Source organism: Alishewanella agri BL06 (genome assembly GCF_000272005.1).
Lineage (GTDB): Bacteria > Pseudomonadota > Gammaproteobacteria > Enterobacterales > Alteromonadaceae > Alishewanella > Alishewanella agri.
In genome coordinates this window covers 1-26,713 of the sequence record NZ_AKKU01000011.1, presented here as the reverse complement: position 1 = coordinate 26,713, position 26,713 = coordinate 1, and the positions used below count along the sequence as shown (strand labels likewise).

Sequence of the window (26,713 nt, the reverse complement as noted above, 5' to 3'; positions counted from 1 at the left end):
TATGAAATTTCTGGTTACCGGAGCGGCAGGTTTTATTGGCTTTTATGTTTGCCAACGTTTGTTGGCACTCGGTTATCAAGTTGTAGGCCTTGATAATCTTAATGATTATTATCCGGTACAACTTAAGCGTGATCGGCTGTCACAGCTTCAGAAGCAACCAGGTTTTCGTTTCGTGCAGTTAGATTTGGCCGATCGTGATGGTATTGCCGCCTTGTTTGCGAGCGAGCAGTTTCAGCGGGTTATTCACCTCGGCGCTCAGGCAGGGGTGCGGTATTCGCTGCAAAACCCGATGGCCTATGCCGACAGCAACCTGATTGGTACTTTGACTATTTTAGAGGGCTGTCGCCAGCATAAAGTTGAGCATTTAGTTTATGCCTCATCCAGTTCGGTTTATGGCATGAACAGTAAAATGCCCTTTAGTACCGGCGACCGGGTAGACCACCCGGTTTCCCTTTATGCCGCTACTAAAAAAGCCAACGAGTTAATTGCCCATTCATATAGCCACTTATATGGTATTCCGACTACAGGGTTACGCTTCTTTACGGTGTACGGCCCTTGGGGACGCCCTGATATGGCGCCGTTTTTATTTACAAAAGCCATTTTAGCCGGCGAGCCAATTAAGGTGTTTAACCATGGCCAGATGCTCCGCGATTTTACTTATATCGATGATATTGTTGAAGGTGTAGTGCGTATTCAGGCGTTACCGCCTAAGCCACATGCTGATTGGGATGGTAGTGATGCCAGCAGTAGTTTTGCGCCTTACAAGGTGTTTAACATAGGCAACAACCAGCCAGTTAAGTTAATGACCTTTATTGAAGCCATTGAAAAGGCCACGGGTAAAACAGCGGTAAAAGAATTTTTACCCATGCAGGCTGGGGATGTACCGGCGACCTATGCCGATATTGATGATTTACAAGCTGCGGTAGGCTTTAAACCGGCAACTCCGATTGAGGAGGGGATGCAGCGGTTTGTGGACTGGTATCGAGGGTATTATAGTGTTGAATGTTGAATGTTGAATAAAGCAAGGATTGATAATGGCAAATAATGTTGTGCGTAAAGCGGTGATTCCTGTAGCAGGTTTGGGAACCAGGATGTTGCCTGCTACTAAAGCTATTCCAAAAGAAATGCTGCCGGTTGTGGATAAACCTCTTATTCAGTATGTGGTGCAAGAGTGTATTGCGGCAGGCATAAAAGAAATTGTGCTGGTTACGCACTCATCTAAAAATAGCATTGAGAACCATTTTGATAAAAGTTTTGAACTGGAATCTATGCTGGAAAAGCGGGTAAAGCGCCAGTTATTGGATGAAGTGCAAAATATTTGCCCGAAAGACGTAACCATTATGCATGTCCGCCAGGGTGAGGCTAAGGGGCTTGGTCACGCTGTGTTGTGTGCTTTGCCGCTGGTTGGCGATGCCCCTTTTGCCGTGTTATTGCCCGATGTGATAGTTGATAGTTATGACTGTGACTTAAAACAAGATAATTTAGCCGAAATGGTCAAATTGTTTACAGAGTCACAAGTAAGTCAGGTAATGGTTGAGCCTGTTCCGAAGCAAAACGTGAGTAATTATGGTATTGCTGATGTGGCTGGCGTGGAGTTAGCCCCGGGTGACTCGGTTAAAATGACAGAGATTGTCGAAAAACCGACAGTTGAGCAAGCTCCATCCAATTTAGCGGTAGTGGGTCGCTATGTGTTTAGCAAGGATATTTGGCCGTGCCTTAAACGTACGCCAATAGGTGCGGGAGATGAAATTCAACTAACTGATGCGATTGCCATGTTATTGGATCAGCAACAAGTTAATGCGTACCAAATAAAAGGTCGCAGCCATGATTGCGGTAATAAGCTGGGGTATATGCAGGCTTTTGTTGAGTTTGGAATACGCGATAAGAATTTAGGTTCGGCTTTTAAGGAGTGGTTGGTAAAACAGCTGGGGGATTAGAGTGTTGAGTGTTGAGTGTTGAGTTGCGGGTAATGAAATAGCCTTGCTTTGCTGCTATACTTGCACGCTAAATTGTTATGTTTGGTGCCGGTAACTGAAACCGGTACGATGGAGTAGAAAAATGCTTGCATGGTTGCTGGCGCTGCCGCGTTCGGCTAAGCGCATAATTTCAGTAGTAATAGATTCATTGTTTTTAACCATGTCGTTGCTGTTGTCTTTTGTGCTTACCCAAAATGGTGATATTAGCCAATTTCAATTTATGGTGCTGGCGTTTGCCGTAACGCTGCCGTTAACCTTACTGATTTTTACTAAGCTGGGTTTGTATCGCGCGGTAATTCGCTATGTTGGGCAGCACGCCTTGGGTGCTGTTATTTTTGGCATTATGGGTAGTGGCGTTATTCTGGCGCTAATGTTTGCGGTATTAGGTGTGCACGACAAAACCAATATGGTGGTGGTGTACGCTTTGTTGGCGTTGGTTACATCAGGTGGGGTGCGTTTGGGCGCACGGTTATTGCTAAGACCCAATAATAACAACCACAAAACCCGCGTACTTATTTATGGTGCCGGTTCATCTGGCCGGCAATTGGCACAGGCATTGATTAACGGCGAACAGTATCATCCGGTGATGTTTGTAGATGATGATACTACCTTACAGCGTTCTACCATTTTGGGTATTCCGGTCAGTAGCCCTGATAATATCGCGGGTATTGTTAAACAGCGTAATATCGGCCGTATTTTGTTGGCGATGCCTTCAGCCAGTCGCTCTCGCCGTCGCGAAGTATTAGATCGACTCGAAGAATTACCGGTTCCGGTGTTATCAATTCCTGGTATGAGTGATTTAGTTAACGGCAGTATGCGCATTGATGAGTTGCAAGATGTTAAAATTGAAGACTTGTTAGGTCGCGACCCGGTAGCACCGAAAAAAAAATTATTACATGCCAACATCAAAGGCAAGGTTGTTATGGTTACCGGAGCTGGGGGGTCTATTGGCTCAGAATTATGTCGGCAAATTATTCGGTGTGAGCCCCTCACGCTGGTTTTATTTGAGTTGTCGGAATATGCTCTGTATGCCATTGAGCAGGAACTTAAATCGACAATTAGTTCCGAGGGTCTGGAGATTAACCTGATACCGGTAATGGGCACTGTTCAGCGGCAAAGTCGTATGGAAAGTGTTATGCGTGCCTTTGGAGTAAATACTGTCTATCATGCGGCTGCTTATAAACATGTACCTTTGGTCGAATACAATGTTGTTGAGGGTGTTCGCAATAATGTATTTGGTACTTGGTATGCAGCTGAGGCCGCAATAAAAGCCGGTGTTGACACCTTTGTGCTTATTTCTACGGATAAAGCGGTACGCCCTACTAACGTAATGGGAGCATCTAAACGACTGGCTGAACTAGTATTGCAAGCTTTGGCGCAATACCAAAGCAAGACACGTTTTTGCATGGTACGTTTTGGTAATGTGTTAGGTTCCTCTGGCTCAGTAGTACCGCTGTTTCGGGAGCAAATTCGTAAGGGGGGGCCTGTTACCGTAACTCACAAAGATATTATCCGTTACTTTATGACTATACCCGAAGCGGCGCAGTTGGTGTTGCAAGCCGGTGCGATGGGCAAAGGCGGCGATGTTTTTGTGTTAGATATGGGAGAGCCTGTGCGTATTGCGGATCTGGCCCGTCGTATGATTCATTTAATGGGTTTAGAAGTGCGGGATGATGAGCATCCAAATGGCGATATTGAAATTAAATACACTGGTTTGCGGCCTGGAGAAAAGTTGTACGAAGAGTTACTGATCGGAAATAATGTACGGCAAACAGAGCATAGCCGTATTATGGCTGCTGATGAAGTTTATTTGACTTGGCCCGAGATGGAACATTTGTTGCAACGATTGGACAAAGCCTGTAAATTTTTTGCTGTAGAAGAAATAATAGAAATTATTCGTAGTGCACCTACAGAATTTTATTATACTAATGCAACCAGCGATTTAGTGGTTAACGCTGCTTGTGCTCTGTTAACAGCCAAGCAGTTAAATGACGTCGCTAAACTTGATACTGTTGCTGGTTTAACTGTAGTTTCATCCAAACCCAAGCAGCAGATTGCCTGATTTTGGCGATAGTTGAATTTTTGTCAGTTGTATTTGGTTGCGGAGCAACCTGTTTTACTGTAACCTTTTAACAATTAAGTTTTTAAACGAGGGATCAACAATGAAAAAATTCGCTTTAGCAGCGTTGGCTTTAACATTATCTTTAGGCGTATCAGCTCAAACTGAGTCTAGCGCGACGGCCGGTGGTACTGGCGTTGCTGGTTTGGGTGGTGTTACTGTAGCGACTATCACAGCGTTGGGTGTAACTGCAGCAGTTGCTGCCGCTATTATTGCGAACGCACAGGAATCGGGCGTGTTACCAATTACACCACCACCACCGCCACCAGGTACTGTAACCACAACTACACCTCAAATCCGATTGATTTGTAATGAAGGCGATGGTGAGCCGGTTGCCGGTGTATGTACCAATAACAGTACAACGGTAACTGTAACTGGTACCGGTACCGCTACCACTACCATTACGGTTCCAGTGACTTCAACTTACCCTGCTATTATCACTACCCCATAACGGATAGTGTTGAAAAAAAGCCGCCAGAAGGCGGCTTTTTTGTTCCGGTTCTTTATCAGGGTACAGTATAAATGACAATAAAAAAGGTAAAACTGCTGGCGGTTTTAGTTTGCGTTAGCCTGCTCAGCGCATGTGCGGGCACTTACCGAACATATTATGAGATGTTTAAATTAGCGCTTAGCACGCCAGAAGATGTGTCGTTAACTTATTCGGCGATAGCTGAGGCACCATACGATTTTATGTATTTACGTCAGGGAGAAAAACCCAGAGTTGCATTAGCTTTGGCTTTTATTGAGCAGCAGCAATTTAAGTGGGTATCTGGCGAACAGGAAATGGTGGTTACTGAGAGTGGCCGTATTGTGCGAACCCTTGGTTTGGGCAATGATTTACTATTTCTAAGTAATCGCCAGGCTGATCCGCTTAAGCAGGGAGCGTTCCGAGGCACACAGTGGCGAACTGCAGCGGATTGGCAGCTCGGTGAATATGGTACCGAATTGCGCTCAACATTTTCGGAACACCACAATTATCAACTCACATATTTTAACCATGTTTTACCAACAGTGTTAGTGATCGAGCAGGTTGCAATTGATACTAAGCCTCGATTCTGGCGTTTTGATGGTAGTTGGCAAAATCTGTATTGGCTGGATGCTCAAACTGGGCGAGTCTTGCAGTCCCGCCAGCAACTTACCGCCGGGCAAGCGTCCTACGAACTGGTTTATGTGAGCGAGGTAGTTCGAGCGTTAAAACGCCGTGGTTTAGTTGTCGCCGGGGATGAGCAGCTATGAGTATAAAAGAGTTTTTCTTATTAACGCTGTTGGCGGTAGCAACAACGGATTTGACAGCTATGGAGCAAAGTGATGCTCTTACAACTGACGCAAAAGTTGAAGTGCGGGTTAACAGCACTTTATATGCATTTGAGCAGTTACCCACCTTAGCCGAAGTTTTGGAGCCGGTAGCATTAAAACAACAGTGGTATTGGCCGGCCAGCAAGCTGTTTCGGTTAAACACGGTTAGCTTGGAACCACAAAGACAAGTATTATTGACTAAGTTACAGCATATCGCATCTAACAGTACGCCAGAGCAACAAAATGTTTTGTTAGCCCTGCAAGCAGAGGTTTCTGGCTGGCAGTTAGCAGAACGTGTACTAATTACTGTTGATTATGATCTTGCCAGAATAGCACCGGCCAAGAATCCACGTTTTACGCCTGGTACTTATCAATTGTTATTAAATGAACGCCCCTCATATCTATCTTTTGTCGGGGCGATTTCATCGTCTGTTCGTCTTGCCTATCAACCAGCTACATCGCTGAACGAATATATCAAGAATATTAGACTTTCGTCTTTTGCTGACACGGCTAACTTATATGTGGTGAAACCAAATGGAGAAGTTGTTAAGGCTGGAGTTCAATTGTGGCAGTCCAGTCAGCTGCAACCAGAGCCCGGCGCAATGGTGATTATTCCTTTTCAGGTTGGTTGGCTATCAGACGAGATGGCAGAGATTAATGAATTATTAATTACTCTTGCAGTGAATAGGGTCTACTGATGCAAAAGAATGCTTTTACATTGTCGCTTTTAGCAATAGCTTGTAACGCAGCTTTCGCGGCTAATGCGCAGTCTTCCTGGCAGTTATCTGCGGCAAAACCATCACAGGCAGTGCATGGCGGTGTGGGGTTAATTCAAGTTCCTACCGCCCGGATGGCAGATGAAGGGAGTGTTTCATTAAATTATACTGACAATAATGAGTACCGTTTTTGGTCCGTTAGTATTCAGCTTTTTCCATGGTTGGAAACCTCGGCACGTTATACAGATGTGCGGACTAGGCTTTACAGCGATTCGCCTGGATTTAGTAATGATCAAACACTCAAAGATAAAGGTCTTGACGTTAAATTCAGAGTTTGGCAAGAAAGTAATTACACCCCGGAAGTTGCCATTGGCCTGAGGGACTTTGGTGGTACCGGGCTATTTGAAAGTGAGTTCGTTTCCCTAAGTAAAAAACTGGGAGCTTTTGATTTTCATCTCGGTATGGGCTGGGGTTACTTGGGGGCGGCGGGTAATATTACTAACCCTTTTTGTGAGGTGAGACAGAGCTTTTGTGAGCGACCGGGTGGTATTAGTGGTCAGGGTGGTAAGATAGAGTTTCGTAAGTTTTTTAAAGGTGCTGCCTCGTTATTTGGTGGTGTTGACTATCAAACGCCCTGGCAACCATTAACGCTCAAGCTTGAGTATGAGGGTAACAATTATGTTAATGATGCCGCAGGTGAATTACCACAAAATTCGCGCTGGAACTTTGGCGCATCCTATCGCTGGCAAGATTTGACCTTTGATTTAAATTATCAGCGAGGTAATACTGTAGGGTTTGGTGTGCATTACGCTTTCAATATGCACAGTGCAAACCAGATAAAAATTAAACCCGCACCTGTTGCTGTATCCGCTGATCGTTCACAGCATCCTGCAAGTATTAACTTTAATACGCTAACGACGAATCTCTACTATAACGCGGCATTTCTACCTAAAACTATTCATGTCGCAAATAACGAATTTATTATTCACGGAACCAGCTTTGCTTACCGTGATGATAATGAGGCCACTGAGCGAGTAGGTAGGATTATTGCTTCCCAGTTACCTGAGCACATTAAAACTATTCGGGTTGTGGAGCACGCCAACAACCTGGTTCAGGTAGAAAAGGTGATTGATGTTGATGCTTTTGTGAGTGCCGTTGCTTACCAGGAGCTTCAACCAGATATTCGATCGACTTATGTAAGACAGCAACCTGATGAAAATTCACTTAGCATAGTAGAGGTACCAGAATACAAGGGGTTTTATACCGGTGCAGAAGTGTTCTGGGTACAATCTTTTGGTAATCCTGAATATTTCTACATGTATCAAGGTGGTCTTTACCTTGGCGCTGGATACCGTTTTAACTCGGACTTTAGCTTAGCAGCGACTGGGAAGCTAACGGTTCTGGAAAACTTCGATAAATTTAACTTTAAAGTTGATGCTATTGAGTCCCGATTACCGCGCGTGAGAACCTTTGTTAGGGAATATGTCACCCGTAGTAAATTTGGTATGGAGAATATGTATGGCCATTGGCAGAAGGAAATTGCGCCAGCCGTTTTTGCGCAGGCTTATGCCGGCTATCTTGAAACCATGTTTGGTGGTGCGGGTGCTGAAGTATTATATCGCCCTGTTGATAGCACTTTTTCTTTTGGTTTTGATTTGAACTATGTCAGACAACGATCTTATGAAGATGATTTCAGCTTCTTCGATTACAAAACACTGACTGGGCATTTCAATATCTATTGGCAACCGAGTTTCTTACCTGATACCCGACTAACGTTTAATATCGGTCAGTTTTTAGCAAAAGATAAAGGGGTAAATTTTGATTTTGCTAAGCGATTTGATAGCGGCATTATCGTGGGCGGTTATGCGGCTATAACCGATGCATCTTCCGCTGACTACGGTGAGGGCAGTTTTACAAAAGGATTTTATATTTCGATCCCATTCGATCTATTTTCCGTAAAACCAGCCAAAGGGCGAGGCAGAATACCTTGGGTACCAATTGGCAGAGATGGAGGGCAACCATTGAACCGCCCCATCAAGTTAATTGATATAACCGAGCAGCGCTCACCGTTCTTCGACTAATAATCCACACGTCTCCGGTACCGGCCCGACCAGTTTATCCACAGGTCTCCGGTACCGGTCTTACCAGTTGTAACGAGGCGTTTTGCGTTTATAGGTGGAACTAATGATTTATTTTAATAGCAAAAATATCCCTGAACTGCAGGGCTTGAATTTTTCGCAACGGATGCAGGTGATTCGTGCTGCCGCTGACCGCTTGCCTGCGCCAACAAAAATTACGCTTAATATTATTAAGTTAATTATTTTATCAGTGTTGTTTATTCTAATAGCTCGCGCTGAGGGCTGGGCCATAGCCGGATATGTGGCGTTATTAGTGGTGTTGTATCCGTTGATTACCCGGCCAATTACCTTTTATTTATGCCGCAAATCTTTTGCTGGCATTCGCCTGCAGCAATTCCCTGAACATGCTGAATAAATAAAAACTTAAGAATTATCCACACGACTCCGGTACCGGTCCGATCTCGGACCTCCTACCGGTACCGGAGACATGTGGATAACTCAGGCTAAGCCGTGTTTTTTCATTAGGGCTTCTAGCTCAGGCAAGCTAGCCGGGTCATCGATAGTCGAAGGAATTTGGTAATTTTCGCCTTCGCCGATTTGCCGCAGCAGTTTACGTAAGATTTTGCCTGAGCGGGTTTTCGGTAAGCGCGGCACCACCAATGCCCGCTTAAAGCAAGCAACAGCCCCAATTTCCTGGCGAACTAAGGCCACTAACTCCTGTTGAACCGTTTCAGCATCGGTGGTGACACCGTTTTTCAGCAGCACAAAACCAACCGGTTGCTGGCCTTTTAGTTCATCTGGTAAGCCAATTACACAGCATTCGGCCACGGCGGGATGCGACGCGATAATCTCTTCCATTTCGCCGGTGGATAAGCGGTGCCCGGCAACGTTAATCACATCATCGGTTCGGCCCATCACAAATAAATAACCGTCTTCATCCAGATAACCGCCATCGCCGGTGGCATAGTAGCCCGGAAACTGGCTCAGATAGCCCGCGAAAAAACGGTCTGGATTGCCCCAGATAGTACTTAAACAGCCGGGTGGTAAAGGCAATTGAATGGCGATATTACCTTGCTGGTTCGCAGCAACCTGTTGGCCTTCGTCATTCAGGATTTGTACATTGTAGCCCGGTACTGGCCGGGTGGCGGAACCGGCTTTGGCTGGCAATAATTCGATACCGGCTAAATTGGCACAGATAGCCCAACCGGTCTCGGTTTGCCACCAGTGATCAATCACCGGTTTGCCGGAGACTTCACAGGCCCAGTGATAAGTCGGCGGATCCAAGCGCTCGCCAGCCATAAAGATGGTTTCGAGTTTGCTCAGGTCATGTTGTTTCATTAATTCGGCATGCGGATCTTCTTTGCGGATCGCCCGAAATGCAGTAGGCGCTGCGAAAATAGCCTTAACGCCATATTCGGCGCAAACCCGCCAGAAGGCACCGGCATCGGGTGTAAACACCGGTTTGCCCTCATATAAAATCGTGGTGCAACCAGCCAGTAATGGTGCATAGACGATATAAGAGTGGCCAACTACCCAACCCACATCGGATGCAGCCCAAAATACTTCGCCCGGTTTGATATTGTAAATCGCTTGCATGCTGTAGTGCAGCGCCACGGCATGGCCGCCATTATCACGTACCACCCCCTTGGGCTTACCGGTGGTGCCGGAGGTGTACAGTATATACAGCGGATCGGTGCCTTTTACCGCAACCGGCCCGGCAGGCGCGGCCTGTTGCATTTCGCGATGCCAATCTAAATCTCGCCCGGCGACCATACTGGCACTGTGTTGTGGCCGCTGCAAAATAATGCAGCGCTCGGGCTGATGACTGGCTTTTTCCAGGGCACTGTCCAGTAACGGTTTGTAGCTGATAATACGGTTTACTTCGATACCACAGGACGCACTCACCACTACCTTCGGACTGGCATCGTCAATCCGCACAGCCAGCTCGTGTGGCGCAAAACCACCAAAAACCACCGAGTGAATCGCACCTAAACGAGCCGTAGCCAGCATGGCGATTGCGGCCTCTGGCACCATCGGCATGTAGATCACAACGCGGTCACCTTTGCCTACGCCCTGAGCTTTTAAAACGCCGGCGAATTTCGCTACTTCATCACGCAACTCCCGATAGCTGTAGCAGCGTTTGCTGCCGGTGACCGGTGAATCATAAAACAGCGCTGCTTGCTCACCACGGCCCTGTTCAACATGATAATCCAGAGCCAGATAGCTGGTGTTAAGTTCGCCATCGGCAAACCATTGATATTGTCCCTGATGTTCAGTTAAGACCTGGGTTGGTTGCTTGAACCAGGCCAGCTTGCTCGCTTTATCAGCCCAGAATTTTGCCGCATTGTCGACTGATTCTTGGTGTTCGGTACGGTAAGACATGGTTTTTGCCTCTTTTTTGGGACGTTATGTCGACACTTTACAAAATTTCACGCTGAATAAAACTTAGACTATAGGCTATAGCCTTGCCAATCCTCTCAACAAAACTTATCCACACGTCTCCGGTACCGGTAAGAGCTCTGACCTCCGTCCGGTACCGGAGACGTGTGGATAAGTTGTTTCTGGTTTGGGGATTGAAAGTCGGCGGCTTTTATCGATCTCTGCTCGGTTATTTGTAATAATCGCGAGTGATTTGTTAACTTAGGCGGTGCGATATGACAATTACGTTGTGGTTGTTCCTCCGTCGGTCGTTGTGGTTTGGTTTGGTTGCAGCGGCCTGCTGGGCAGTGTTAACAGCTAATTCCGGCTGGGGCTTCTTCACCTTGCTGCTTCCTTTGTTGCTGCTGTGGCAGTGGCATTATCCGCTACCTATGCCGGCGCTGCGCTGGCGCTATCTGCCTGCATGTTTGTTGTTGTTCGGTCGTCAGTTGTTGCTGGGCGGTTTTGATGTCGCGGTGCGTGCTTTGGGGTGGCGCCCTTTGGACAGTAGTAACTTTTGTCACTATCAAAGCCAGCTCACTTCACCTGCCAGCCGGTTGTTATTGGCTTCTCTGATCAGTTTATTACCCGGCACCTGCACAATAAGTTTGCAACCAGACGGCATGTTACGGCTGCATGTGTTAGATCAAACGGCTAATTGGCAACAGGAAATTGCCGCCCTGGAGTGGCAGTTGGCACGGCTTTTTGGCCAAAGTGGGTCAGGAGAGCAACCATGAGTGTCGTGGCCCTAATCTTACTATTCTCGATGCTGCTGGGGATTTGGCGCGTGCTAAAAGGTCCTGCGCTGCTGGACCGACTCTTAACTATTCAACTCTTCGGTAGTACCGGTGTCGCCATTTTGTTGGTACTCAGTAAAGTTTTTGCGCTACCAGCCCTACTGGATGTCGCCTTACTGCTAGCCATTCTGGCGGCTGCTGCGCCGGCCGCACTGGTGCAGCGGCTGCGACAGCAAAAACAACGGTCACGGCAGAGGACATCACTATGACAATTATGTTGATGATAAGCTGGCTTTTGCTGGCGCTGGGCTTAATGTTCTTCCTGGCGGGCAGTATAGGTTTGCTGCGTTTTCCCGATAGTTTTTCCCGTTTGCATGCGGTTACCAAGGCCGATACGCTTGGCCTTGGGTTGCTGGTGCTGGGGCTGAGTTTACAAAGTAGCTGGCGTGAAGGGCTGTTAATGGCATTGATCTGGCTGATCGTGATGGCATCCGGTGCCGTGTCTTGTCAGTTGTTGGCGCGTTTTAGCGACGAGCAGCCGTCGGAATCTGCTACGCAGCAGGAGGACTAATGGCGTTATTGCTGTTTGATCTGGTGCTTTGTGCGCTATTACTGCTGTTAGCGGGTGCGGCAATGCTCAGCCGCAGCCTGACCCAGGCGGTAACCTTGTTTATTGCCTTTGGCGTAATGATGGCATTGGCCTGGGCCCGGTTAAAAGCCCCGGATTTGGCATTGGCCGAGGCGGCTATTGGAGCTGGTTTAACCGGTGCCTTATGTTTTACTGCGCTGGTGCGTTATGCCAAACAACCGGCTTATCCGCAACCGGCGCTGTGGCGACCACTGACATTTATCGGTTTAGTCACTGCACTATTACTGGCAAGTCTATCGCAGATCCCGCTACAACCCAGCTCTGCTATTCCTGCTCTGGTGCAGCAACATTTACCGCAAAGCGGGGTTAGCCATCCGGTTACCGCCGTACTGCTCAATTTCCGTGCCTGGGATACCCTACTGGAACTGTTAGTGTTGCTATTGGCATTACTGGGGGCAAGGCAGGCACCGGGCGATTTGCCCCGTTATCGCGGTTGGTCGTTAAGTATCAGCTGGAGCAGGCTGCTAAGCCCATTGTTATTGCTGGTCAGTGGTTATTTGCTTTGGCGCGGTGCCGCAGCGCCCGGTGGCGCCTTTCAGGCCGGCGCGTTATTGGCATCAGGCCTGGTGATTTTGAGGCTAAATCAACAATTAAGCTGGCTAAGCTGGCGGCATTTCTGGGTAAGAATGTTAGTGCTCGGCGGTTTACTGGCATTTGTGTTGGCGGGGGCTGTTAGCCTGCTGCTGCAAGATTTGGGTGCTGTGTGGTTAAGCTGGCCACAGTCCATCGCCGGTGCGGTAATTTTAATAGTGGAAAGTTTTGCCACCCTGGCAATAGCGGTGACCTTAACCTTGTTAGTGGTCGGCGAGCCAAAACCGGAGGTCGCGGATGCTTAGCTTTTATTTGTATCTTGGCACCGCTGTGTTGCTGGTCGGAATTGGCGGCCTCGGTTTGTGGCGTGGTCCGGAATTATTGCGTCGTATTCTGGCGTTAAACGTGATCGGCGCTGGCATCTTTATGTTGATGGTAACCTTGGCCTATCGGCCCGTGATGCAGGGAGAGCCGGCCGACAGTGTGTTGCATGCACTGGTATTGACCGGCCTGGTCGTAGCCGTGAGTGCGACCGCTTTTGCGCTGGCATTGCTCGGACGTTTACTGACGAGGGCCGACTGATGTTTCCGGCACTATTGTTGGTAACCTTGCCGCTTAGCGCAGCCTTATTGATGCTGCTTTGGCCACGTTTTGCCCGCAGCCTGCATGTAACGGTAGCGCTGCTGTCGGTGCCGCTGGCCGGTTACTTTTTACAGCAAATTTTATTGCATGGTGAACAGCAGTGGTTACTGGGCGGGTGGAGCCCGCTACTGGCGATCCGCTGGCAAGCCGACAGCCTTAGCGCATTATTATTGCTCCTTTCGGCGTTGTTGCATTTATTGGTGTCAGGTTATGCCTTAGCGGTACAAGCTCGCGACCGTTTGCCGGCAGCATTCTGGCCACTCAGTAGCTTGCTGCTGGCCAGCTTACAGGCATTATGGTTAGCGCGGGATCTGTTCAATTGGTATGTCTGTCTCGAGTTGCTTGGCATGGTAGCGGTGGCTCTGGTCACGCTATCGGGTGATAAAGCACTAAAGCCAGCATTGAATTACTTATTGTTTTCGTTATTTGCATCACTTTGCTACTTGCTTGGGGTGGCACTGCTGTATGCCGGTTATGGCGCCTTGGATCTGCCGCTTTTGGCCGGGCAACTAGAGGCAAATCGCCTGAACGCCATGGCGCTGCTCCTGATAACACTGGGCCTAATGCTGAAAGCAGCCTGTTGGCCATTGCATATTTGGTTACCGGCGGCTCATGCCGCGGCACCGGCGGCGGTCAGTGCGTTGTTGTCGGCATTGGTGGTAAAAGGCCCGCTGTTTATTCTCTATCTGGTTTGGACAGAGCTGGCACCACAAGCATTTTGGCTGCCGGCATCTTATTTGTTTGCGTTGGCGGCCCTTGGAGCTTTGCTGTTCGGCGGTATTGCTGCCTTGCGCACGCCTTACGGCAAATCGCTGGTGGCATACTCAACCGTGGCGCAGTTGGGTTACGCGACTTTGGCTCTGGCCTTTGTGTTGCGCTTTAATTTGCCTGAGTTTGTCGCCGCATTGTGGCTATTTGTGCTGGCGCACGCACTGGCGAAAGCAGCAAGTTTTCTGGCGATGGGCGAGTTGCAGCAAACGCTGGGTTCAAAACAGGTTAGTGCGCTAAAAGGTGCCAGCCAGACAATGCCGCTGGCGATGTTTGCTTTTGCGGTGGCCGGTGGCAGTTTAATTGGTTTACCGCCCAGCGGTGGCTTTCTGGCCAAATGGGCTCTGTTACTGGGGTTGTGGCAAAGTCAGCAGTATTTCTGGTTATTGGTATTAGCGGTTGCGACCTTACTGGCGGCAGCCTATGTATTTCGGGTCGTGGTGTTAGCCTTTGATCGTGCTGAACCCACCGCTCCGGATTTCGCCCCACAGCGCTTACCGCAATATTTGGCGTTGTTACCTGCATTAGCGGTTTGGGCGATGGCGCTGTTTAGTATGCCGCTATTAACGTTGTTAAAGCAGGAGCTGTAATGCAAGCCTGGTTACTGGACTATTTGCCGCTACTGATAGTGCTAAGCTCGCTACTACCGGGCTTGTTGATCTTTACCCTAAAGGAGCAGCAGGTAGCGCTACGAACGTTTTTAAACCTGTTGGGTGTCACGCTGAAATTGGTGTTAGTTTTTCTGATGTGGCAAGGGGTAAAAGAGGGTGAGAGTTATTATTACCGGATCGCCTTTTTACCGGGCGCAGATCTTATCTTACAAGCTGATGCCTTATCGCTGTTGTTCGTGGTGTTGTCGTCGGTACTATGGCTGGCGACGACGATTTATGCCATTGGCTATTTAGAGCATTCACCGCTGCGTTCGCGCTTTTTCGGTTATTTTAGTCTTTGTGTTAGTGCCACTGTGGGGTTGGCGCTGGCGGGTAATCTGGTTACCTTCTTACTGTTTTATGAGCTGCTGACGCTGGCAACCTTTCCATTAGTGGTACATCGGGGAACGCCACAATCGCTTGCTGCCGGACGTCGTTATCTGGCTTATACCCTAAGTGGCGGCTTGTTGTTGATGTTAGGTGTGTCGCTATTGCATTTGCTGGCCGGTAGCCCGGACTTTACACCCGGCGGTTATCTGGCACCACTGCTTGCTTCCGGAAGTATACTTTTGCAAGTCGCTTTTGCTCTGCTGATTGCCGGTCTGGGCGTAAAGGCGGCGTTATTCCCGTTACATGGTTGGTTACCTCAGGCGATGGTGGCACCGGCACCGGTCAGCGCCTTATTGCATGCGGTAGCAGTAGTGAAAGCCGGAGCCTTCGGTATTGTGCGGGTGGTATATGATGTTTTTGGCGTAGAGGTAGTCAGAGCCCTCGATTTGGCCTGGCCGCTGCTGTTTTTAGCTGCTTTTACCATTTTATTTGGCTCCTGGCGCGCCCTGGCGCAGCAGGATCTGAAAAAGCGCCTGGCGTATTCGACCATTAGTCAGGTGTCTTACATTACGTTGGGTGTGGCCCTGCTCGGGCCTCTGGCGGCTGTGGGAGCTTTGGTGCATCTGGTGCATCAGGGTGTAATGAAGATCACGTTATTTTTCTGCGCCGGTAATTATGCCGAGACATTGGGGATCCATAAAATTCGTGAGTTAAACGGTGTTGGCCGGCAGATGCCTATGACATCGCTGGCTTTTACTATCGGGGCGCTCGGAATGATTGGCATTCCACCAGCGGCGGGCTTTATTAGTAAATGGTACTTGGGGCTGGGTGCGGCTGAGGTGGCACAGCCCTGGGTAATTCTGGTATTCGTGTTATCTGGCTTGTTAAATGCCTGCTACTTTTTGCCGGTAGTTTACCGGATCTGGTTTGGGGTGCAGTACAGCGCCTGGCCCTCACCTCAGCGGTTGTCATCGCGCTTCGAAACGCATTGGATGCTGCTGGCGCCGTCGATGTTTACGCTGGGCTTAATTCTATTAATGGGGCTGTTCGCCAGTACCGAGCTTAGCCCGCTCAGCTGGAGCGAGCTGATTGTCGAGCGGGAGTTTAGTTTTGATGATTGATCTGAGCCATTTACTCTGGCCCGGCGCTGGTCTGGGTTTTACCTCTGCGGTCAGTCAGGGCTGGCTGTTGTTTACACTGCTGCTTTGGTTGTTGGCTCTGTTGTATAGCTTGAGCAGTCAGCAACAGGATCCGCGGGCGGGTCGTTATTGGTTGTTTATGCTGCTGTGTTTTGCCGGGAATGTGCTGTTGATTGCGGCACAGGATGCCCTGAGTTTTTATCTCGGCTTTAGTATGATGAGTCTGGCCGGAACCGGCTTGGTGCTGCACAGTGGCACTAAGCAAGCCCGGCGCGCTGGAAGGTTGTATTTGCAGCTGGCGGTAATAGGGGAGTTGCTGCTGTTTAGTGCACTGGTGCTGCGGGCAAGTGCGGCCGGTGGGCTTTATGATTGGCAAAGCTGGCAAAATGTCCCTCTGGATCATCTAACTATCAGCCTGTTTGTGCTGGGGCTTGGCCTAAAAGCCGGATTCTTTCCGCTACATCTGTGGTTACCTCAGGCGCATCCTGTGGCACCGGCAGCGGCCAGTGCGGTGTTATCCGGCGCTATGATCAAGGCCGGGATCTTTGGTATGTGGCTATTCTTACCGGCAACAGATCCCCTGCTGCAGCAATGGGGGCAGGGGGTGTTATGGCTGGGGTTTGTATCGGCTATCTTTGGTGCCTTGGCGGCACTTTGCCAGCAAAAAAGCAAACAAATCCTGGCCTATTCTTCGGTTAGCCAAATGGGCTATCTGCTAATGTTATTGAGTTTGAGCTGGTTGTTGCCGCCCGCGCAGCAGAGCCTGGCGCTGATTGCACTGGTTGGCTATGCGGCGCATCATGCCTTTGCCAAAGGTGCCCTGTTTTTACTTGCTGGCAGTGCCAGTCGTTATCGGTTTGGCACTGGGGATCAGCTGTTACTGGGTTTCTTTATCGTCAGTTTAGCCGCCTTGCCATTTACGAGTGGCGCTATGGCGAAAACAGCACTAAAACAAGCTACTGCCGCCTTCGCCTTGCCGGCGGCAAACTTACTATATTTAGGCGCGCTTTGCACCGCCTTGGCACTTTGTCATTTACTGATGCGACTAAAGGCCGAACAACTGGCGTTGCTAAGCCAGACTTCAGCCAGCAATATGCCCTGGTTGCAGCGCGGGCCGGTGCTGTTATTAGCTGTCGCCGCGGTGCTACTGAGTTGGAGTGGGGTGATGCCAGCTAGTGCTTCGGTCTGGCTACCGCTGGGCATTACTTCTTATACCTCCTTAAGTTTACAGGCGTTGACGGCTGCTGCTATCTGGGCTGCGATATGGCCACTGCTAATGGCCCTGCCAACTTATTATCTGTTACAGCGTTTCGCCGGTAGCTGGCTGCTGCAGCTTGGTCGCAGGCAGCGCTGGGTGTTTTTCACCTCACTAAAACTGAAACGCCTCTACCAACCCCTATAGTTATCCACACGTCTCCGGTACCGGTATGAGCTCTGACCTCGGACCGGTACCGGAGTGCTGTGGATAAACTGGTCGGGCCGGTACCGGAGACGTGTGGATAAGTTAGCCGTTGATGGTGTGGAGTTGGATCATGTTCTCGCGAATGGCGCCTGACAGATCGGATTGCAGATGGGGTTCGGCATCAGCAAACGGCACATTCAGGCCGGTTACCAGGTTGATTTGATTACGGCCGTTCACTTTGCTCAGGTACAGTGCCATATCGGCCACCTGAAGTACGCGTTCCCAGTTGAATTGATGCTCTGGCACGCCAGCAAAGGGCAGGTTGATAAAGCCACCGCTGATGGTAACGGGAATTTCTTTGCCTTCAAACAGTACTGGCAGCTCAGACACCTTATGGAGCAGTGTCTGGCAGAGCTGGTCGATGTCGTCTTGCTGTGGGCGCTGCAACACGATTAAAAACTCCTCACCACCCCAGCGGATTAATAGTTCCGACTCCTGACAAAGCGCCTGTAAGCGTTGGCTGATTTCAATCAACACCGCATCGCCGGCAGCGTGGCCATAATGATCATTAATATGTTTGAAGAAGTCGATATCCAGCAGTAAGAGTGCACAGCGTGCGGGTTGGCTTTCCTGATGGCGTTTTGCCATCTTTTCCTGCATGGCGCGGCGGTTATACAAGCCCGTTAAGGGATCGCGCAGCGACTGATATTCCAGTTGTTTATTCATTTCCCGCAGCCGCAAATTAGAGCGGCGTACTTTACGGTACAACTGAACCAGCATCACGGCAGCCAGCCCCATCAGAATAATAAATAGTAGGGTGATTTGTTGTTGTAGTTGTTTGTTTTTAATCAGCTCTTCCTGCAAATCATTTTGCTGCTGCAAAATGGTGATTCGCTGTGCTTGGGATTTGAGATCGTAACGGCTTTGCAATTCATTGATCCGCTTTTCTCTGTTTTCAGAGAAAATTTCCTCACGCAGCGCCATTTGCTTTTGCAGCGTATCTGCCAGTTTTAAATAATCGCCGGCAGCGCGGTAGGCCTTGGCCAGCCATTCCAGATGGCCTTCCAGCTCGGTCTTAACGCCAAACTCTTCATAGTACGCATAGGCCGCCTCCATCTGTGCTAAACCGGCCGCAGTATCGCCCTGCATCACGCGGATATAGCCCAAATTTAAGCGCATAATCTGATAAGTGTTGGGATCTTCTAACGCTTCAGCTTCCGCTAATGCTGTTTCCAACATGGTTTTAGCTTCGGCATAGCGTTGTTCTTCAATCAGAATTGAAGCTTGGTTATTCATAAAGGTCAGCGCTAAAGATGGTTGTTTGCGCGCTCTGGCTAAGTCATGCCCTTGCTGGTTGATTTGCTCCGCCGCCTGAAAATCTTTTTGCATACTCAGCACATAACCGAGTGCCAGATAAAGATCACCTAAGTAATCGTCCTGACCATGCTTTTTAACTTCTTCAATCAGGTTTTCGAGTAGCGGTCTGGCCTGCGTCCAGTTTTTTAGCTCGGTATATACCAGAGCCGTTTGCCAGTTCAGGGACGAGCGGCGTAGCAGTAAACGGTCATCATTCAATTGTTGCAGTGCATCCATGGCACTACTGTAATGCACCAACGCCTGTTCAAACTGGCCGTCGGTGCGGGCGAGATTACCCAGCATGCCGTGCGTCCAATAGAGGATGCGTGGATTATTGGTATCCGCTAAGTATTCTTTGACTGTTTCAGCTTGCAGATAGGCTTCGTTTAGCTGTGATTTTAACAGCAGCACCTGCAATTGGAGTGTATTGATTTCCGTTAAGGCGTTGACAGTAATAGGTTTATCAGCTTTTGCCTGCAGTGCGGTCAGTAACTGCATTGCTTCAGTTTCATCGTCGGCTTGTCTGCTGTAAAACTTTGCCAGGATTTGGTAAGTCCTTGCTCTAACGTAGGTTTCAATGGGGGTAGTGTCATCCAGCTGGTTTACAATACTTTGTAGTAAAGCGGCAGCTGTTTCCGGTTCACGAAATTCAAGGTTGAGGTAGCGGTCCAGCTGCGCTTCCAGCTCCGCGTCTTGTGCTTGTTGTATCGATAACACCGTTAGCGGTTTATCCAGATCCTGAGTATAAGCATAAGCTGACGGCGACACAGAGGCTGTCATAAAACTACAACACAGGATGGCTACTGTAAGCGCTGACTTAAGCATATTATTATCGCAGCTCGCTATATATTAGCCGTAGTTGTAACTAAATTTTTCAGTAAAGTCCAGATAATAGCGTCAGCCAAACAGTGAAATAACGTATACTACCAATGGCGTAGCTGACAGCTGTTGGCTCTGGCGCTTTTTAATAGCTTTGTTGCGGATAATCTATGACAACCCTTGAATACCTGCTGGTGATGTTTTTGCTGGTCGCAGCCAGTTCGTTTTTTTCGATCTCTGAAATTGCTCTGGCCGCATCGCGCAAGATGCGATTGCGGATGCTGGCAACTGAAGGCGATGTGCGGGCAGAAAAAGTACTGCAGTTGCAGGAACATCCGGGTAACTTTTTTACGGTGGTGCAAATTGGCCTAAATGCCGTTGCAATCCTCGGCGGTATTCTGGGTGAATCGGCTTTTACCCCTTATTTTTCGAGCTTACTGGCACTGATTAGCTCAGAGCCCTGGGTACAGCCGGCGGCTTTTACCTTGTCGGTATTTTTTGTTACGTCCTTATTTATTTTGTTTGCTGATCTTATGCCAAAACGCCTGGCGATGATTGCACCTGAACAAATCGCACTTCGTATCGTGTCGCCGATGTTGTTTCTTATTTTGGTACTTCGCCCCTTTGTTTGGTTATTTAACGGTCTGGCAAACTTATTCTTTAGTTTGTTTAAAGTACCAACGATGCGCAAAGATGACATTACGCCTGACGATATTATGGCAATGATGGATGCCGGTGCTCAGGCGGGGGTGTTACAGGAGCACGAGCATCAACTGCTGGAAAACGTGTTTGATATGGAATCCCGCACCGTGACCTCGGCAATGACTGCGCGTGAGAGCCTGATTTTCTTCACCAAGGATGAATCGCAAGACAATATCAAAGCCAAGATTGCCGAGCATCCGCATGCCAAATTTCTGGTATGCGACAAGGTGTTGGATCAGGTGGTGGGTTATGTTGATACCCGGGATATTTTAATGCAGGTGCTGCATGACCAACCTATTTCTTTGAGTAAAGAGGGCATAGTGCGGGCGCCACTGATTATTCCGGATACCTTGTCACTGTACGAAGTACTGGAACACTTTAAGTCAGCAGGTATCGACTTCGCGATTATCCTGAACGAATATGCGCTGGTAGTGGGCATTATCACGTTAAAAGATGTGATGAGTATCGTCATGGGTGAGTTAGTCAGCTCAGAAGAAGATCAAATCGTAGCCCGGGATAACAACTCCTGGCTGGTGGAGGGCTTAACGCCACTGGCCGACGTAATGCGGGTGCTGGGTATTGATAGCTTTCCCGATGCAGAGAATTACGAAACTATCGCTGGTTTTATGATGTACAGCCTGCGCAAAATCCCGAAACGCACTGATTTTGTGCTGCACGGCGGCTATAAATTCGAAGTGGTCGATATTGATAGTTACAAAATAGACCAGCTGTTGGTAACCCGGATAGAGCAGCCGTGAGCACTATACTTTAATCAGGGAGCGCTATCACTCAGACGCAGTTGGCTGCTCAGGCTTGGTAAAGCTTTCCAGCATCTTTTCGCGGAAGCTCTGTAAACCCTGTTGCACTAAATCGTAGGTGGTATCGACGCCGGTTTTTACTTCACCATTAAAAACCTGCAGACCTTCGAGAATTTTAATCGCATCGGCAAAGCCTTGTTCTATGCCTTTGCCAATTACAGCCATAAATTCATCCAGCTGTTGTTCCTGGTCATCAGATGGGCGCTGTTGCTGATATAGAGAAAACAAGCTGGTAGCAAAGCCAACGATACGGCCGGCAGTGGCTTCCGGTGAGGTGTCGATACCGGAGTCATAAATTTTTTGCGCGGCATTTTTACCAAAAATTGGCTCCAGCTCTTTGTTAATACCTTCCAGCGCAGTCTTGTACAATAAACTCAGCGAATTATTACCGCTTTGTAATGCCACTTTTTCGTTGGCTTGCAGGATGGCGGCATTCATCTGCGCCTTGCCGGTTTTTTCCAGCATCTGACTGTAGTTTTCCTGCGCTTTGACATTGGCGCTGGCCGGCAATTCGGTTTTAAAGGCAGTCTGGCGGTTAGCATTAATCGCGGCATCGGGTTTGATGGTACTCATAGCGGCGCTCCTGTTACATTTTGGCCTTAACGGGTTAACGGCCAGCTTAGTGTAAACTTTAGCCGAAATTTAGTTACCGGGAATAAAAAAGGAGCCTTTGCCGGCTCCTTTGTTAACTATTAACGGTACTGCGTCAGGCAGAGTTTTTACTGGTAATGGTATCCAGACCATGACCATGCGGGCCTTGCTCGGTGCGCCAGAGTTTATAAGAGAAATATAAACCCAGTGATGCCATACCGGTATAAAGCCACATACCCGGTGTATAGCCGCCGATATTATCCGGGCCAGCCATAAACTTATCGTTCAGGAAACCAATGGTTAGCGGCACTATTGCCCAGCCGATTTGCTGGCAAAAGGTCATGAGTGCATAGGCCGAACCGAGACGGCGCCCATCAACGATATAGGCAACAGAAGGCCACATAACGGCTGGGATCAGTGAGAACACTATGCCCAGTACGGTGATCACCAGTAATAAGGTGAGTGGCACCACGGCACTGCCAATAAAGGGGATGCTAATGCCCACCAGCGGACCGGCGGGCGCATAGGTGACGATTAAAAACAGCGGCAGTAGCACCAGCGAGCCGGCGGCCATAAAGAGGGCGCGTTTGCCGATGCGATCGACCCAGAGACCAAAGAGCGGCGTCGCGATAATGGCGGCTACCGGCAAAATGCTGCTGAGAATACCGGCGGCTTCGCGGTCCAGGCCATGCGCTTGCTGAAAATAGTCGATAGCAAAGCTACGAAATGGAAATACGGTGGCATAAAACACCACACAAAGCGCTACCACATACCAGTACGAGGCACTGAAGCTGTAAAGGCCTTTAAATTCCAATTTTTCGTTATTTTCAACCACGCCCAGGCCGTAACGGCCTTCGGCGCGACGTTCTAAAATCCAGTACAGGATAGCGGCACTAACTGAAATCCCGGCTACGGCGGTCGCCAGCCACAATGGGTCTTGCCAGTTGGCGTAAAGCGGGCTGGCAAAACCGGTTGACCAGTCAGCGGCAGTAGAGCCTAAACGGGCAATGGACAGGTTAATACCAAAGGCAAAACTGAGTTCCTTGCCTTTAAACCATTTCGCCAGTACGGTGGTAGCGGCAACAATCAGGGGTTCGGCACCTAAACCCAGCAAAAAGCGCCCGGCCAGCATCATCTCAAAATTCGGGCTCCAGGCGGTAACCAGCGCGGCAAATAAACAAATCAAGGCAAACAGCGTAATGGCTCTTTTAGTACCCCAGCGGTCAATCAAATAGCCACCAGCCAGTAATACCAGCAGTGCCGCTACGTTATAGGCAGTGGAAAGCCAACCAATTTGCTGATAGCTGAATCCGCGTTGTTCGCGCAGTAAATCGACGATAGGCCAGAGCGAGTCATAAATGTAGTAGTTACCAAACATCGCCAGGCTGACAAACAGCAACACCATCCAGCGATAAAAAGGCGTGGGCGGGGGCAAATCCCGCCAGGATGCGTCATGCATAAGAAGTTTCTCGTTATTAGTATATAAGGTAAAAAGGGGCCAGATCTGCCGATCTCACCCCATTCTTGACCTCACAACTGTACCCGAGCTGACCGCCAGCTGCAAGCAGGCCGCATTAAGCTGGTCAGACCGCACTCCGGTACCGGTCTGACCAGTGTTTCAACTTTTAGGCGCTGGCGCGAGGATAATCGGTATAACCTTGAGCTTCGTGAGTGTAAAAGGTCGCCACATCAGGCTGCGCCAGCGGTAAGCCCTGAGCCAGCCGTTCAACCAAATCGGGGTTAGCGATAAAGGCACTGCCAAACGCGACGGCATCGGCTTGGTTGCGACCAATTACCTGGTTCGCTTCTGCCAGATCGTAACCCATATTTACCAGTAAGTTACCCTGATAATTAGCGCGTGCTGCACTGACCACGTCGCCAAACTGTAAACCGGCAAAGTCGGCACGCATCAGATGCAGGTAGGCCAGATTTAACGGAGTTAACACTTTTGCCAGGTAAGAAATAAGACCTACCGGGTCGCTGTCTTTCGCGCTGTTAAAGCTGTTCAGAGGTGATAAGCGTAAACCAACCCGGTCGGCACCCCAGACGCTGATCACGGCATCCAGCACTTCCAGCAGGAAGCGGGCACGGTTTTCGATACTGCCACCGTAACGGTCATTACGGTTATTAATACCATCACGCAGGAACTGGTCAATCAAATAGCCGTTGGCACCGTGTACTTCCACGCCGTCAAAGCCAGCTTGTTTGGCATAAAACGCCGCCTGGCGGAATTGTTCGACCACCTCTGCCACTTCATTTGTGGTTAGCTGACGTGGCGCGGTGTAATCTTTTTTGCCCTCAGGGGTATGAGTGTAATCGTTAATGGCGGTGGTGCCGGCAGATACCGGCACTTTGCCGTTATTTAATGCCGGGTGACAAGCGCGGCCACCGTGCCAGATCTGCAGGAAAATTTTGCCATCTTTCGCATGTACTGCTTGGGTGACCTGGCGCCAGGCTTCGGCATGGGCGGCAGAGTAGATGCCAGGTTCACGATAAAATGCCGAATTACCCTCAGCAACCATGGTCGCTTCGGCGATCAACAAGCCGGCACTGGCACGCTGGGCATAATGTTCAGCCATCAGTGCGGTGGCGTAGTGATCGACAGTCGCACGACAACGGGTTAATGGCGCCATCACAATGCGGTTTTTCAGCGCGACTGCGCCCAGTTTAATCGGGGAAAAGACAGTATTCATAACACTCCGGTGGTTGTGGTTTCTTCGTGTGACATAGATATGGGCGGTGCAGCGGTTAGACCAGTGCAAATAATCCGTCTTTTCTTTCGATTTTTTGCAAGTCTTCTACTCGGCTACTAGTCAGACCGCACTCCGGTACCGGTCTGAGGTCGGACCGGTACCGGAGTCGTAACGAAGAGTGGCGTGTCGGGAGCAGGGATTTCGGGTACAATGGCCGTCTGTGTCGAAGTAGTGGCGTAGTGGGACGACAGACATTGATTGAATATAAATCGGTGGCGTTTTATCGCAGTGCATTGGCACTTTGTGTGGCAGCTGCGGCGGTGTTTGCCAACCTGCATCTGATGCAACCACTATTACCGGAGCTAAGCCGGCAGTTTCAGCTATCGGCACTGACAGTAAGCTGGGTCTATACTATCGGCACACTTTGTCTTGGCTTGTCGTTACTGGTGTATGCGGCACTGTCGGATGCCTGGGGCCGGAAAAAGCTATTGTTAATTACTCTGGCCGGGATGACGTTCAGTACCCTGATGTTAAGTCAGGTGGAGTCTTTTTCAGCTTTGCTGTTCTGGCGTGCGGTACAGGGGCTGTTTTTAGGTGGTTTGCCGGCTATTGCTATTGCCTGGATGGGCGAAGAGTATAGCAAACCTGCTCTGGTCACCGCGGTTGGCTTTTATATCAGTGCCAATTCGCTCGGTGGTATTTCCGGCCGCTTATTATCCGGTGCTATGGCCGATTTAGGGCACTGGCAGTGGGTATTTTATCCGATGACCTTACTTGGCCTGATCAGCTGTTGGTTGATTTGGCGTTATCTGCCCGCGTCTACCCAATTTCAGCGTACCTCGTTTCGCTTCAAGCAAGCCCTTAGCGACAACCTCTTTCATTTGCGCCAGCCGTTGTTACTACTGGTCTATCTGATTGGCGGGCTAAATTTTCTGGTGTTTTTAAATCAGTATACCTATATCAGCTTCGTACTGGCGGCGGCACCGTTTTTATTAAGCAGTAGTTTGATTGGTTTGTTGTTTGTGACTTATCTCACCGGCACTTTGGGTTCGGCGCTGTCAGCAAAGATCGCCGCAAAACTTGGTGCGCCGTTAGCGATGGCGGTAGGCATTCTTATTATGATCTTAGGCTCTGTTATCACCTTGGGGTCAGGTCTGCTGCTGATTGCGGCCGGTTTTTTTGTCAGTGCTTTTGGCTTTTTTCTGTGCCATTCACTGGCCAGTAGCTGGGTCAGTCAGCATGCCACAAGGGCGAAAGCCAGTGCCAGTGCGCTTTATCTGGTGTTTTACTATCTGGGGGCCAGCTCCGGGACCCTCTATTTGCAGCCGTTCTGGCAAGCAGGGCAGTGGCAAGGTGTGGTGCTCGGTTCGGTACTGATGTTTAGTGTCACGCTGGCACTGTGTTGGCTGTTATGGCGTTATAAGCAGCAAACGTCAACACGCCCTAGTTTGCAGTAACGCTAATTCTTCTGCACTGATTGGCCGCAAAGCGCCCGCTGCAAGTGCCCCCAACTGCAGCTCACCAATGGCAACCCGGCATAAATCCAGTACCCGATAGCCCAATGCCCGGCACATATAACGAATTTGCCGGTTTTGACCTTCTTTTAAGGTGATTTTTAGTTGGTATGGGGCAAGAACTTCCGCCTCACAGGGCTTGGCCTGATATTGATGCGGTCCGACATGCCAGCTAATCCCTGCGGCAAACTGCTGGCTGAGCTCTGCGGTAATGGGCTTGTCGACGGTAACCAGATAGGTTTTCGGCTGATGTGAATCCGGATGCAGTAAGCGTTGTGTTAAGGCGCCATCATTGGTGAGCAATAATAACCCGCGGGAATCTTTATCCAGCCGGCCCACCGGGTAGAGTCGCTCGGGAAGTTGTGCCAGCACACTCGCAATGCTGGCCGGATCGTCCGGGCGGATATTGCAATCAATACCGACTGGTTTGTGATACAGATAATAACAAGACGCCGGACGGCCGGGCAGTGGTTTACCATCCACCCGGATTGTCGAGCTATCAGACAAATGTAAGGTGTGACTGGCGACTTTATCGGCTACCGTCACTCTGCCAGCACTGATTAAGCGACTGGCGGCACGACGCGAACAGAGCCCACTTTGCGCAATCAGTACCGCAAGCCTGCTTGGTGGTGGAGTATCAGAAATTGTCACGGAATTGCCAGTGAACTGTCATAAAATTGCCACAGCATAACGGCATACTAGCAGCCGTTACACCTTCCTTCCTGGATATTTCACTCTTGTTTAGTGGTAGGGGGCCATTGGCCCCCGC

At 49.4% G+C, this 26,713-nt stretch carries 24 protein-coding genes; 18 read left to right on the top strand and 6 right to left on the bottom strand.

The genetic code is table 11. The annotated features are described in order from the left end of the window. The first annotated feature begins 1 nt into the window (after window position 1). From AGRI_RS04650 to AGRI_RS04615, 8 genes are all read left to right on the top strand, one after another. A complete protein-coding gene (locus AGRI_RS04650) occupies window positions 2-1,009 on the top strand; it encodes an NAD-dependent epimerase (RefSeq protein ID WP_008983844.1) in 1,008 nt (335 codons plus the stop codon). Between the two features lie 25 nt (window positions 1,010-1,034). Continuing rightward, a complete protein-coding gene (gene galU, locus AGRI_RS04645) occupies window positions 1,035-1,937 on the top strand; it encodes a UTP--glucose-1-phosphate uridylyltransferase GalU (RefSeq protein WP_008983843.1) in 903 nt (300 codons plus the stop codon). Between the two features lie 121 nt (window positions 1,938-2,058). Further along, window positions 2,059-4,038 carry a nucleoside-diphosphate sugar epimerase/dehydratase gene (locus AGRI_RS04640; protein ID WP_008983842.1) on the top strand — a complete coding sequence of 660 codons (1,980 nt, stop codon included), beginning with the start codon at window positions 2,059-2,061 and terminating at the stop codon, window positions 4,036-4,038. Window positions 4,039-4,138: 100 nt separating this feature from the next. Beyond that, entirely contained in the window at window positions 4,139-4,546 is a 408-nt protein-coding gene (locus tag AGRI_RS04635; protein WP_008983841.1) for a hypothetical protein, read from the top strand. Between the two features lie 161 nt (window positions 4,547-4,707). Then, window positions 4,708-5,331, top strand: a complete 624-nt coding sequence (locus AGRI_RS04630; protein ID WP_202800785.1) for a YjbF family lipoprotein — start codon at window positions 4,708-4,710, stop codon at window positions 5,329-5,331. Beyond that, window positions 5,328-6,089 (top strand): capsule biosynthesis GfcC family protein, encoded by a 762-nt coding sequence (locus tag AGRI_RS16170; protein WP_008983839.1) that lies wholly within the window; start codon window positions 5,328-5,330, stop codon window positions 6,087-6,089. Before AGRI_RS04630 ends, AGRI_RS16170 begins: the two co-directional genes overlap by 4 nt. After that, complete coding sequence (locus tag AGRI_RS04620) at window positions 6,089-8,188, top strand: YjbH domain-containing protein (RefSeq protein WP_008983838.1); 2,100 nt, start codon at window positions 6,089-6,091, stop codon at window positions 8,186-8,188. Before AGRI_RS16170 ends, AGRI_RS04620 begins: the two co-directional genes overlap by 1 nt. 103 nt (window positions 8,189-8,291) lie before the next feature. Continuing rightward, entirely contained in the window at window positions 8,292-8,600 is a 309-nt protein-coding gene (locus AGRI_RS04615) for a DUF6170 family protein (protein WP_008983837.1), read from the top strand. Window positions 8,601-8,683: 83 nt separating this feature from the next. On the opposite strand, the gene AGRI_RS04610 is transcribed toward AGRI_RS04615, so the two are convergent. Then, window positions 8,684-10,567: a propionyl-CoA synthetase gene (locus AGRI_RS04610; RefSeq protein ID WP_008983836.1), complete on the bottom strand. Its 1,884-nt coding sequence runs from the start codon at window positions 10,565-10,567 to the stop codon at window positions 8,684-8,686. Between the two features lie 272 nt (window positions 10,568-10,839). Between AGRI_RS04610 and AGRI_RS04605 the strand changes: the two genes are divergently transcribed. Genes AGRI_RS04605 through AGRI_RS04570 form a run of 8 tightly spaced genes read left to right on the top strand, consistent with a single transcriptional unit; the run spans window position 10,840 to window position 17,451 of the window. After that, entirely contained in the window at window positions 10,840-11,340 is a 501-nt protein-coding gene (locus AGRI_RS04605) for a Na+/H+ antiporter subunit E (protein ID WP_008983835.1), read from the top strand. Next, window positions 11,337-11,609, top strand: a complete 273-nt coding sequence (locus AGRI_RS04600) for a monovalent cation/H+ antiporter complex subunit F (protein ID WP_008983834.1) — start codon at window positions 11,337-11,339, stop codon at window positions 11,607-11,609. Before AGRI_RS04605 ends, AGRI_RS04600 begins: the two co-directional genes overlap by 4 nt. Next, on the top strand, window positions 11,606-11,911 hold the full coding sequence (locus tag AGRI_RS04595; RefSeq protein ID WP_008983833.1) for a cation:proton antiporter: 306 nt from the start codon (window positions 11,606-11,608) through the stop codon (window positions 11,909-11,911). The genes AGRI_RS04600 and AGRI_RS04595 overlap by 4 nt, the downstream gene beginning before the upstream one ends. Continuing rightward, the gene (locus AGRI_RS04590; RefSeq protein WP_008983832.1) at window positions 11,911-12,825 is read left to right on the top strand and encodes a Na(+)/H(+) antiporter subunit B; all 915 of its coding nucleotides are present in this window, start codon (window positions 11,911-11,913) and stop codon (window positions 12,823-12,825) included. The genes AGRI_RS04595 and AGRI_RS04590 overlap by 1 nt, the downstream gene beginning before the upstream one ends. Beyond that, on the top strand, window positions 12,818-13,102 hold the full coding sequence (locus AGRI_RS04585; RefSeq protein ID WP_008983831.1) for a Na+/H+ antiporter subunit D: 285 nt from the start codon (window positions 12,818-12,820) through the stop codon (window positions 13,100-13,102). The genes AGRI_RS04590 and AGRI_RS04585 overlap by 8 nt, the downstream gene beginning before the upstream one ends. Then, window positions 13,102-14,520, top strand: coding sequence for a complex I subunit 5 family protein (locus tag AGRI_RS04580; RefSeq protein ID WP_008983830.1), 1,419 nt, complete (start codon window positions 13,102-13,104; stop codon window positions 14,518-14,520). Before AGRI_RS04585 ends, AGRI_RS04580 begins: the two co-directional genes overlap by 1 nt. Then, a complete protein-coding gene (locus tag AGRI_RS04575) occupies window positions 14,520-16,031 on the top strand; it encodes a proton-conducting transporter transmembrane domain-containing protein (RefSeq protein ID WP_008983829.1) in 1,512 nt (503 codons plus the stop codon). The genes AGRI_RS04580 and AGRI_RS04575 overlap by 1 nt, the downstream gene beginning before the upstream one ends. Further along, complete coding sequence (locus tag AGRI_RS04570) at window positions 16,024-17,451, top strand: proton-conducting transporter transmembrane domain-containing protein (protein WP_008983828.1); 1,428 nt, start codon at window positions 16,024-16,026, stop codon at window positions 17,449-17,451. The genes AGRI_RS04575 and AGRI_RS04570 overlap by 8 nt, the downstream gene beginning before the upstream one ends. A 102-nt stretch (window positions 17,452-17,553) precedes the next feature. On the opposite strand, the gene AGRI_RS04565 is transcribed toward AGRI_RS04570, so the two are convergent. Next, a complete protein-coding gene (locus AGRI_RS04565) occupies window positions 17,554-19,587 on the bottom strand; it encodes a tetratricopeptide repeat-containing diguanylate cyclase (RefSeq protein WP_008983827.1) in 2,034 nt (677 codons plus the stop codon). A 209-nt stretch (window positions 19,588-19,796) separates the two neighbouring features. Between AGRI_RS04565 and paeA the strand changes: the two genes are divergently transcribed. Then, entirely contained in the window at window positions 19,797-21,086 is a 1,290-nt protein-coding gene (paeA, locus tag AGRI_RS04560; protein WP_008983826.1) for a polyamine export protein PaeA, read from the top strand. A gap of 27 nt (window positions 21,087-21,113) precedes the next feature. On the opposite strand, the gene AGRI_RS04555 is transcribed toward paeA, so the two are convergent. From AGRI_RS04555 to AGRI_RS04545, 3 genes are all read right to left on the bottom strand, one after another. After that, window positions 21,114-21,719 carry a DUF5610 domain-containing protein gene (locus tag AGRI_RS04555; RefSeq protein ID WP_008983825.1) on the bottom strand — a complete coding sequence of 202 codons (606 nt, stop codon included), beginning with the start codon at window positions 21,717-21,719 and terminating at the stop codon, window positions 21,114-21,116. Window positions 21,720-21,852: 133 nt separating this feature from the next. Continuing rightward, window positions 21,853-23,196 carry an MFS transporter gene (locus AGRI_RS04550; RefSeq protein ID WP_008983824.1) on the bottom strand — a complete coding sequence of 448 codons (1,344 nt, stop codon included), beginning with the start codon at window positions 23,194-23,196 and terminating at the stop codon, window positions 21,853-21,855. A 166-nt stretch (window positions 23,197-23,362) separates the two neighbouring features. Then, entirely contained in the window at window positions 23,363-24,430 is a 1,068-nt protein-coding gene (locus AGRI_RS04545; RefSeq protein ID WP_008983823.1) for an alkene reductase, read from the bottom strand. Between the two features lie 254 nt (window positions 24,431-24,684). Here AGRI_RS04545 and AGRI_RS04540 point away from each other — a divergent pair, with 254 nt between their 5' ends. Then, complete coding sequence (locus AGRI_RS04540) at window positions 24,685-25,887, top strand: MFS transporter (RefSeq protein ID WP_008983822.1); 1,203 nt, start codon at window positions 24,685-24,687, stop codon at window positions 25,885-25,887. On the opposite strand, the gene AGRI_RS04535 is transcribed toward AGRI_RS04540, so the two are convergent. After that, a complete protein-coding gene (locus AGRI_RS04535) occupies window positions 25,864-26,595 on the bottom strand; it encodes a pseudouridine synthase (protein ID WP_008983821.1) in 732 nt (243 codons plus the stop codon). The genes AGRI_RS04540 and AGRI_RS04535 overlap by 24 nt on opposite strands. Window positions 26,596-26,713: the final 118 nt, after the last annotated feature.

What these genes read in the sequence shown, in the direction of transcription:
- AGRI_RS04600 (WP_008983834.1), top strand. Translation starts at nt 11,337, where the DNA reads ATGAGTGTCGTGGCCCTAATCTTACTATTCTCGATGCTGCTGGGGATT.
- AGRI_RS04550 (WP_008983824.1), bottom strand. Translation starts at nt 23,196, where the DNA reads ATGCATGACGCATCCTGGCGGGATTTGCCCCCGCCCACGCCTTTTTAT.
- AGRI_RS04570 (WP_008983828.1), top strand. Translation starts at nt 16,024, where the DNA reads ATGATTGATCTGAGCCATTTACTCTGGCCCGGCGCTGGTCTGGGTTTT.
- AGRI_RS04630 (WP_202800785.1), top strand. Translation starts at nt 4,708, where the DNA reads ATGTTTAAATTAGCGCTTAGCACGCCAGAAGATGTGTCGTTAACTTAT.
- AGRI_RS04595 (WP_008983833.1), top strand. Translation starts at nt 11,606, where the DNA reads ATGACAATTATGTTGATGATAAGCTGGCTTTTGCTGGCGCTGGGCTTA.
- AGRI_RS04605 (WP_008983835.1), top strand. Translation starts at nt 10,840, where the DNA reads ATGACAATTACGTTGTGGTTGTTCCTCCGTCGGTCGTTGTGGTTTGGT.
- AGRI_RS16170 (WP_008983839.1), top strand. Translation starts at nt 5,328, where the DNA reads ATGAGTATAAAAGAGTTTTTCTTATTAACGCTGTTGGCGGTAGCAACA.
- AGRI_RS04590 (WP_008983832.1), top strand. Translation starts at nt 11,911, where the DNA reads ATGGCGTTATTGCTGTTTGATCTGGTGCTTTGTGCGCTATTACTGCTG.
- AGRI_RS04650 (WP_008983844.1), top strand. Translation starts at nt 2, where the DNA reads ATGAAATTTCTGGTTACCGGAGCGGCAGGTTTTATTGGCTTTTATGTT.
- AGRI_RS04610 (WP_008983836.1), bottom strand. Translation starts at nt 10,567, where the DNA reads ATGTCTTACCGTACCGAACACCAAGAATCAGTCGACAATGCGGCAAAA.
- AGRI_RS04545 (WP_008983823.1), bottom strand. Translation starts at nt 24,430, where the DNA reads ATGAATACTGTCTTTTCCCCGATTAAACTGGGCGCAGTCGCGCTGAAA.
- AGRI_RS04615 (WP_008983837.1), top strand. Translation starts at nt 8,292, where the DNA reads ATGATTTATTTTAATAGCAAAAATATCCCTGAACTGCAGGGCTTGAAT.
- AGRI_RS04565 (WP_008983827.1), bottom strand. Translation starts at nt 19,587, where the DNA reads ATGACAGCCTCTGTGTCGCCGTCAGCTTATGCTTATACTCAGGATCTG.
- AGRI_RS04640 (WP_008983842.1), top strand. Translation starts at nt 2,059, where the DNA reads ATGCTTGCATGGTTGCTGGCGCTGCCGCGTTCGGCTAAGCGCATAATT.
- AGRI_RS04620 (WP_008983838.1), top strand. Translation starts at nt 6,089, where the DNA reads ATGCAAAAGAATGCTTTTACATTGTCGCTTTTAGCAATAGCTTGTAAC.
- AGRI_RS04555 (WP_008983825.1), bottom strand. Translation starts at nt 21,719, where the DNA reads ATGAGTACCATCAAACCCGATGCCGCGATTAATGCTAACCGCCAGACT.
- AGRI_RS04575 (WP_008983829.1), top strand. Translation starts at nt 14,520, where the DNA reads ATGCAAGCCTGGTTACTGGACTATTTGCCGCTACTGATAGTGCTAAGC.
- AGRI_RS04585 (WP_008983831.1), top strand. Translation starts at nt 12,818, where the DNA reads ATGCTTAGCTTTTATTTGTATCTTGGCACCGCTGTGTTGCTGGTCGGA.
- galU (WP_008983843.1), top strand. Translation starts at nt 1,035, where the DNA reads ATGGCAAATAATGTTGTGCGTAAAGCGGTGATTCCTGTAGCAGGTTTG.
- paeA (WP_008983826.1), top strand. Translation starts at nt 19,797, where the DNA reads ATGACAACCCTTGAATACCTGCTGGTGATGTTTTTGCTGGTCGCAGCC.
- AGRI_RS04580 (WP_008983830.1), top strand. Translation starts at nt 13,102, where the DNA reads ATGTTTCCGGCACTATTGTTGGTAACCTTGCCGCTTAGCGCAGCCTTA.
- AGRI_RS04635 (WP_008983841.1), top strand. Translation starts at nt 4,139, where the DNA reads ATGAAAAAATTCGCTTTAGCAGCGTTGGCTTTAACATTATCTTTAGGC.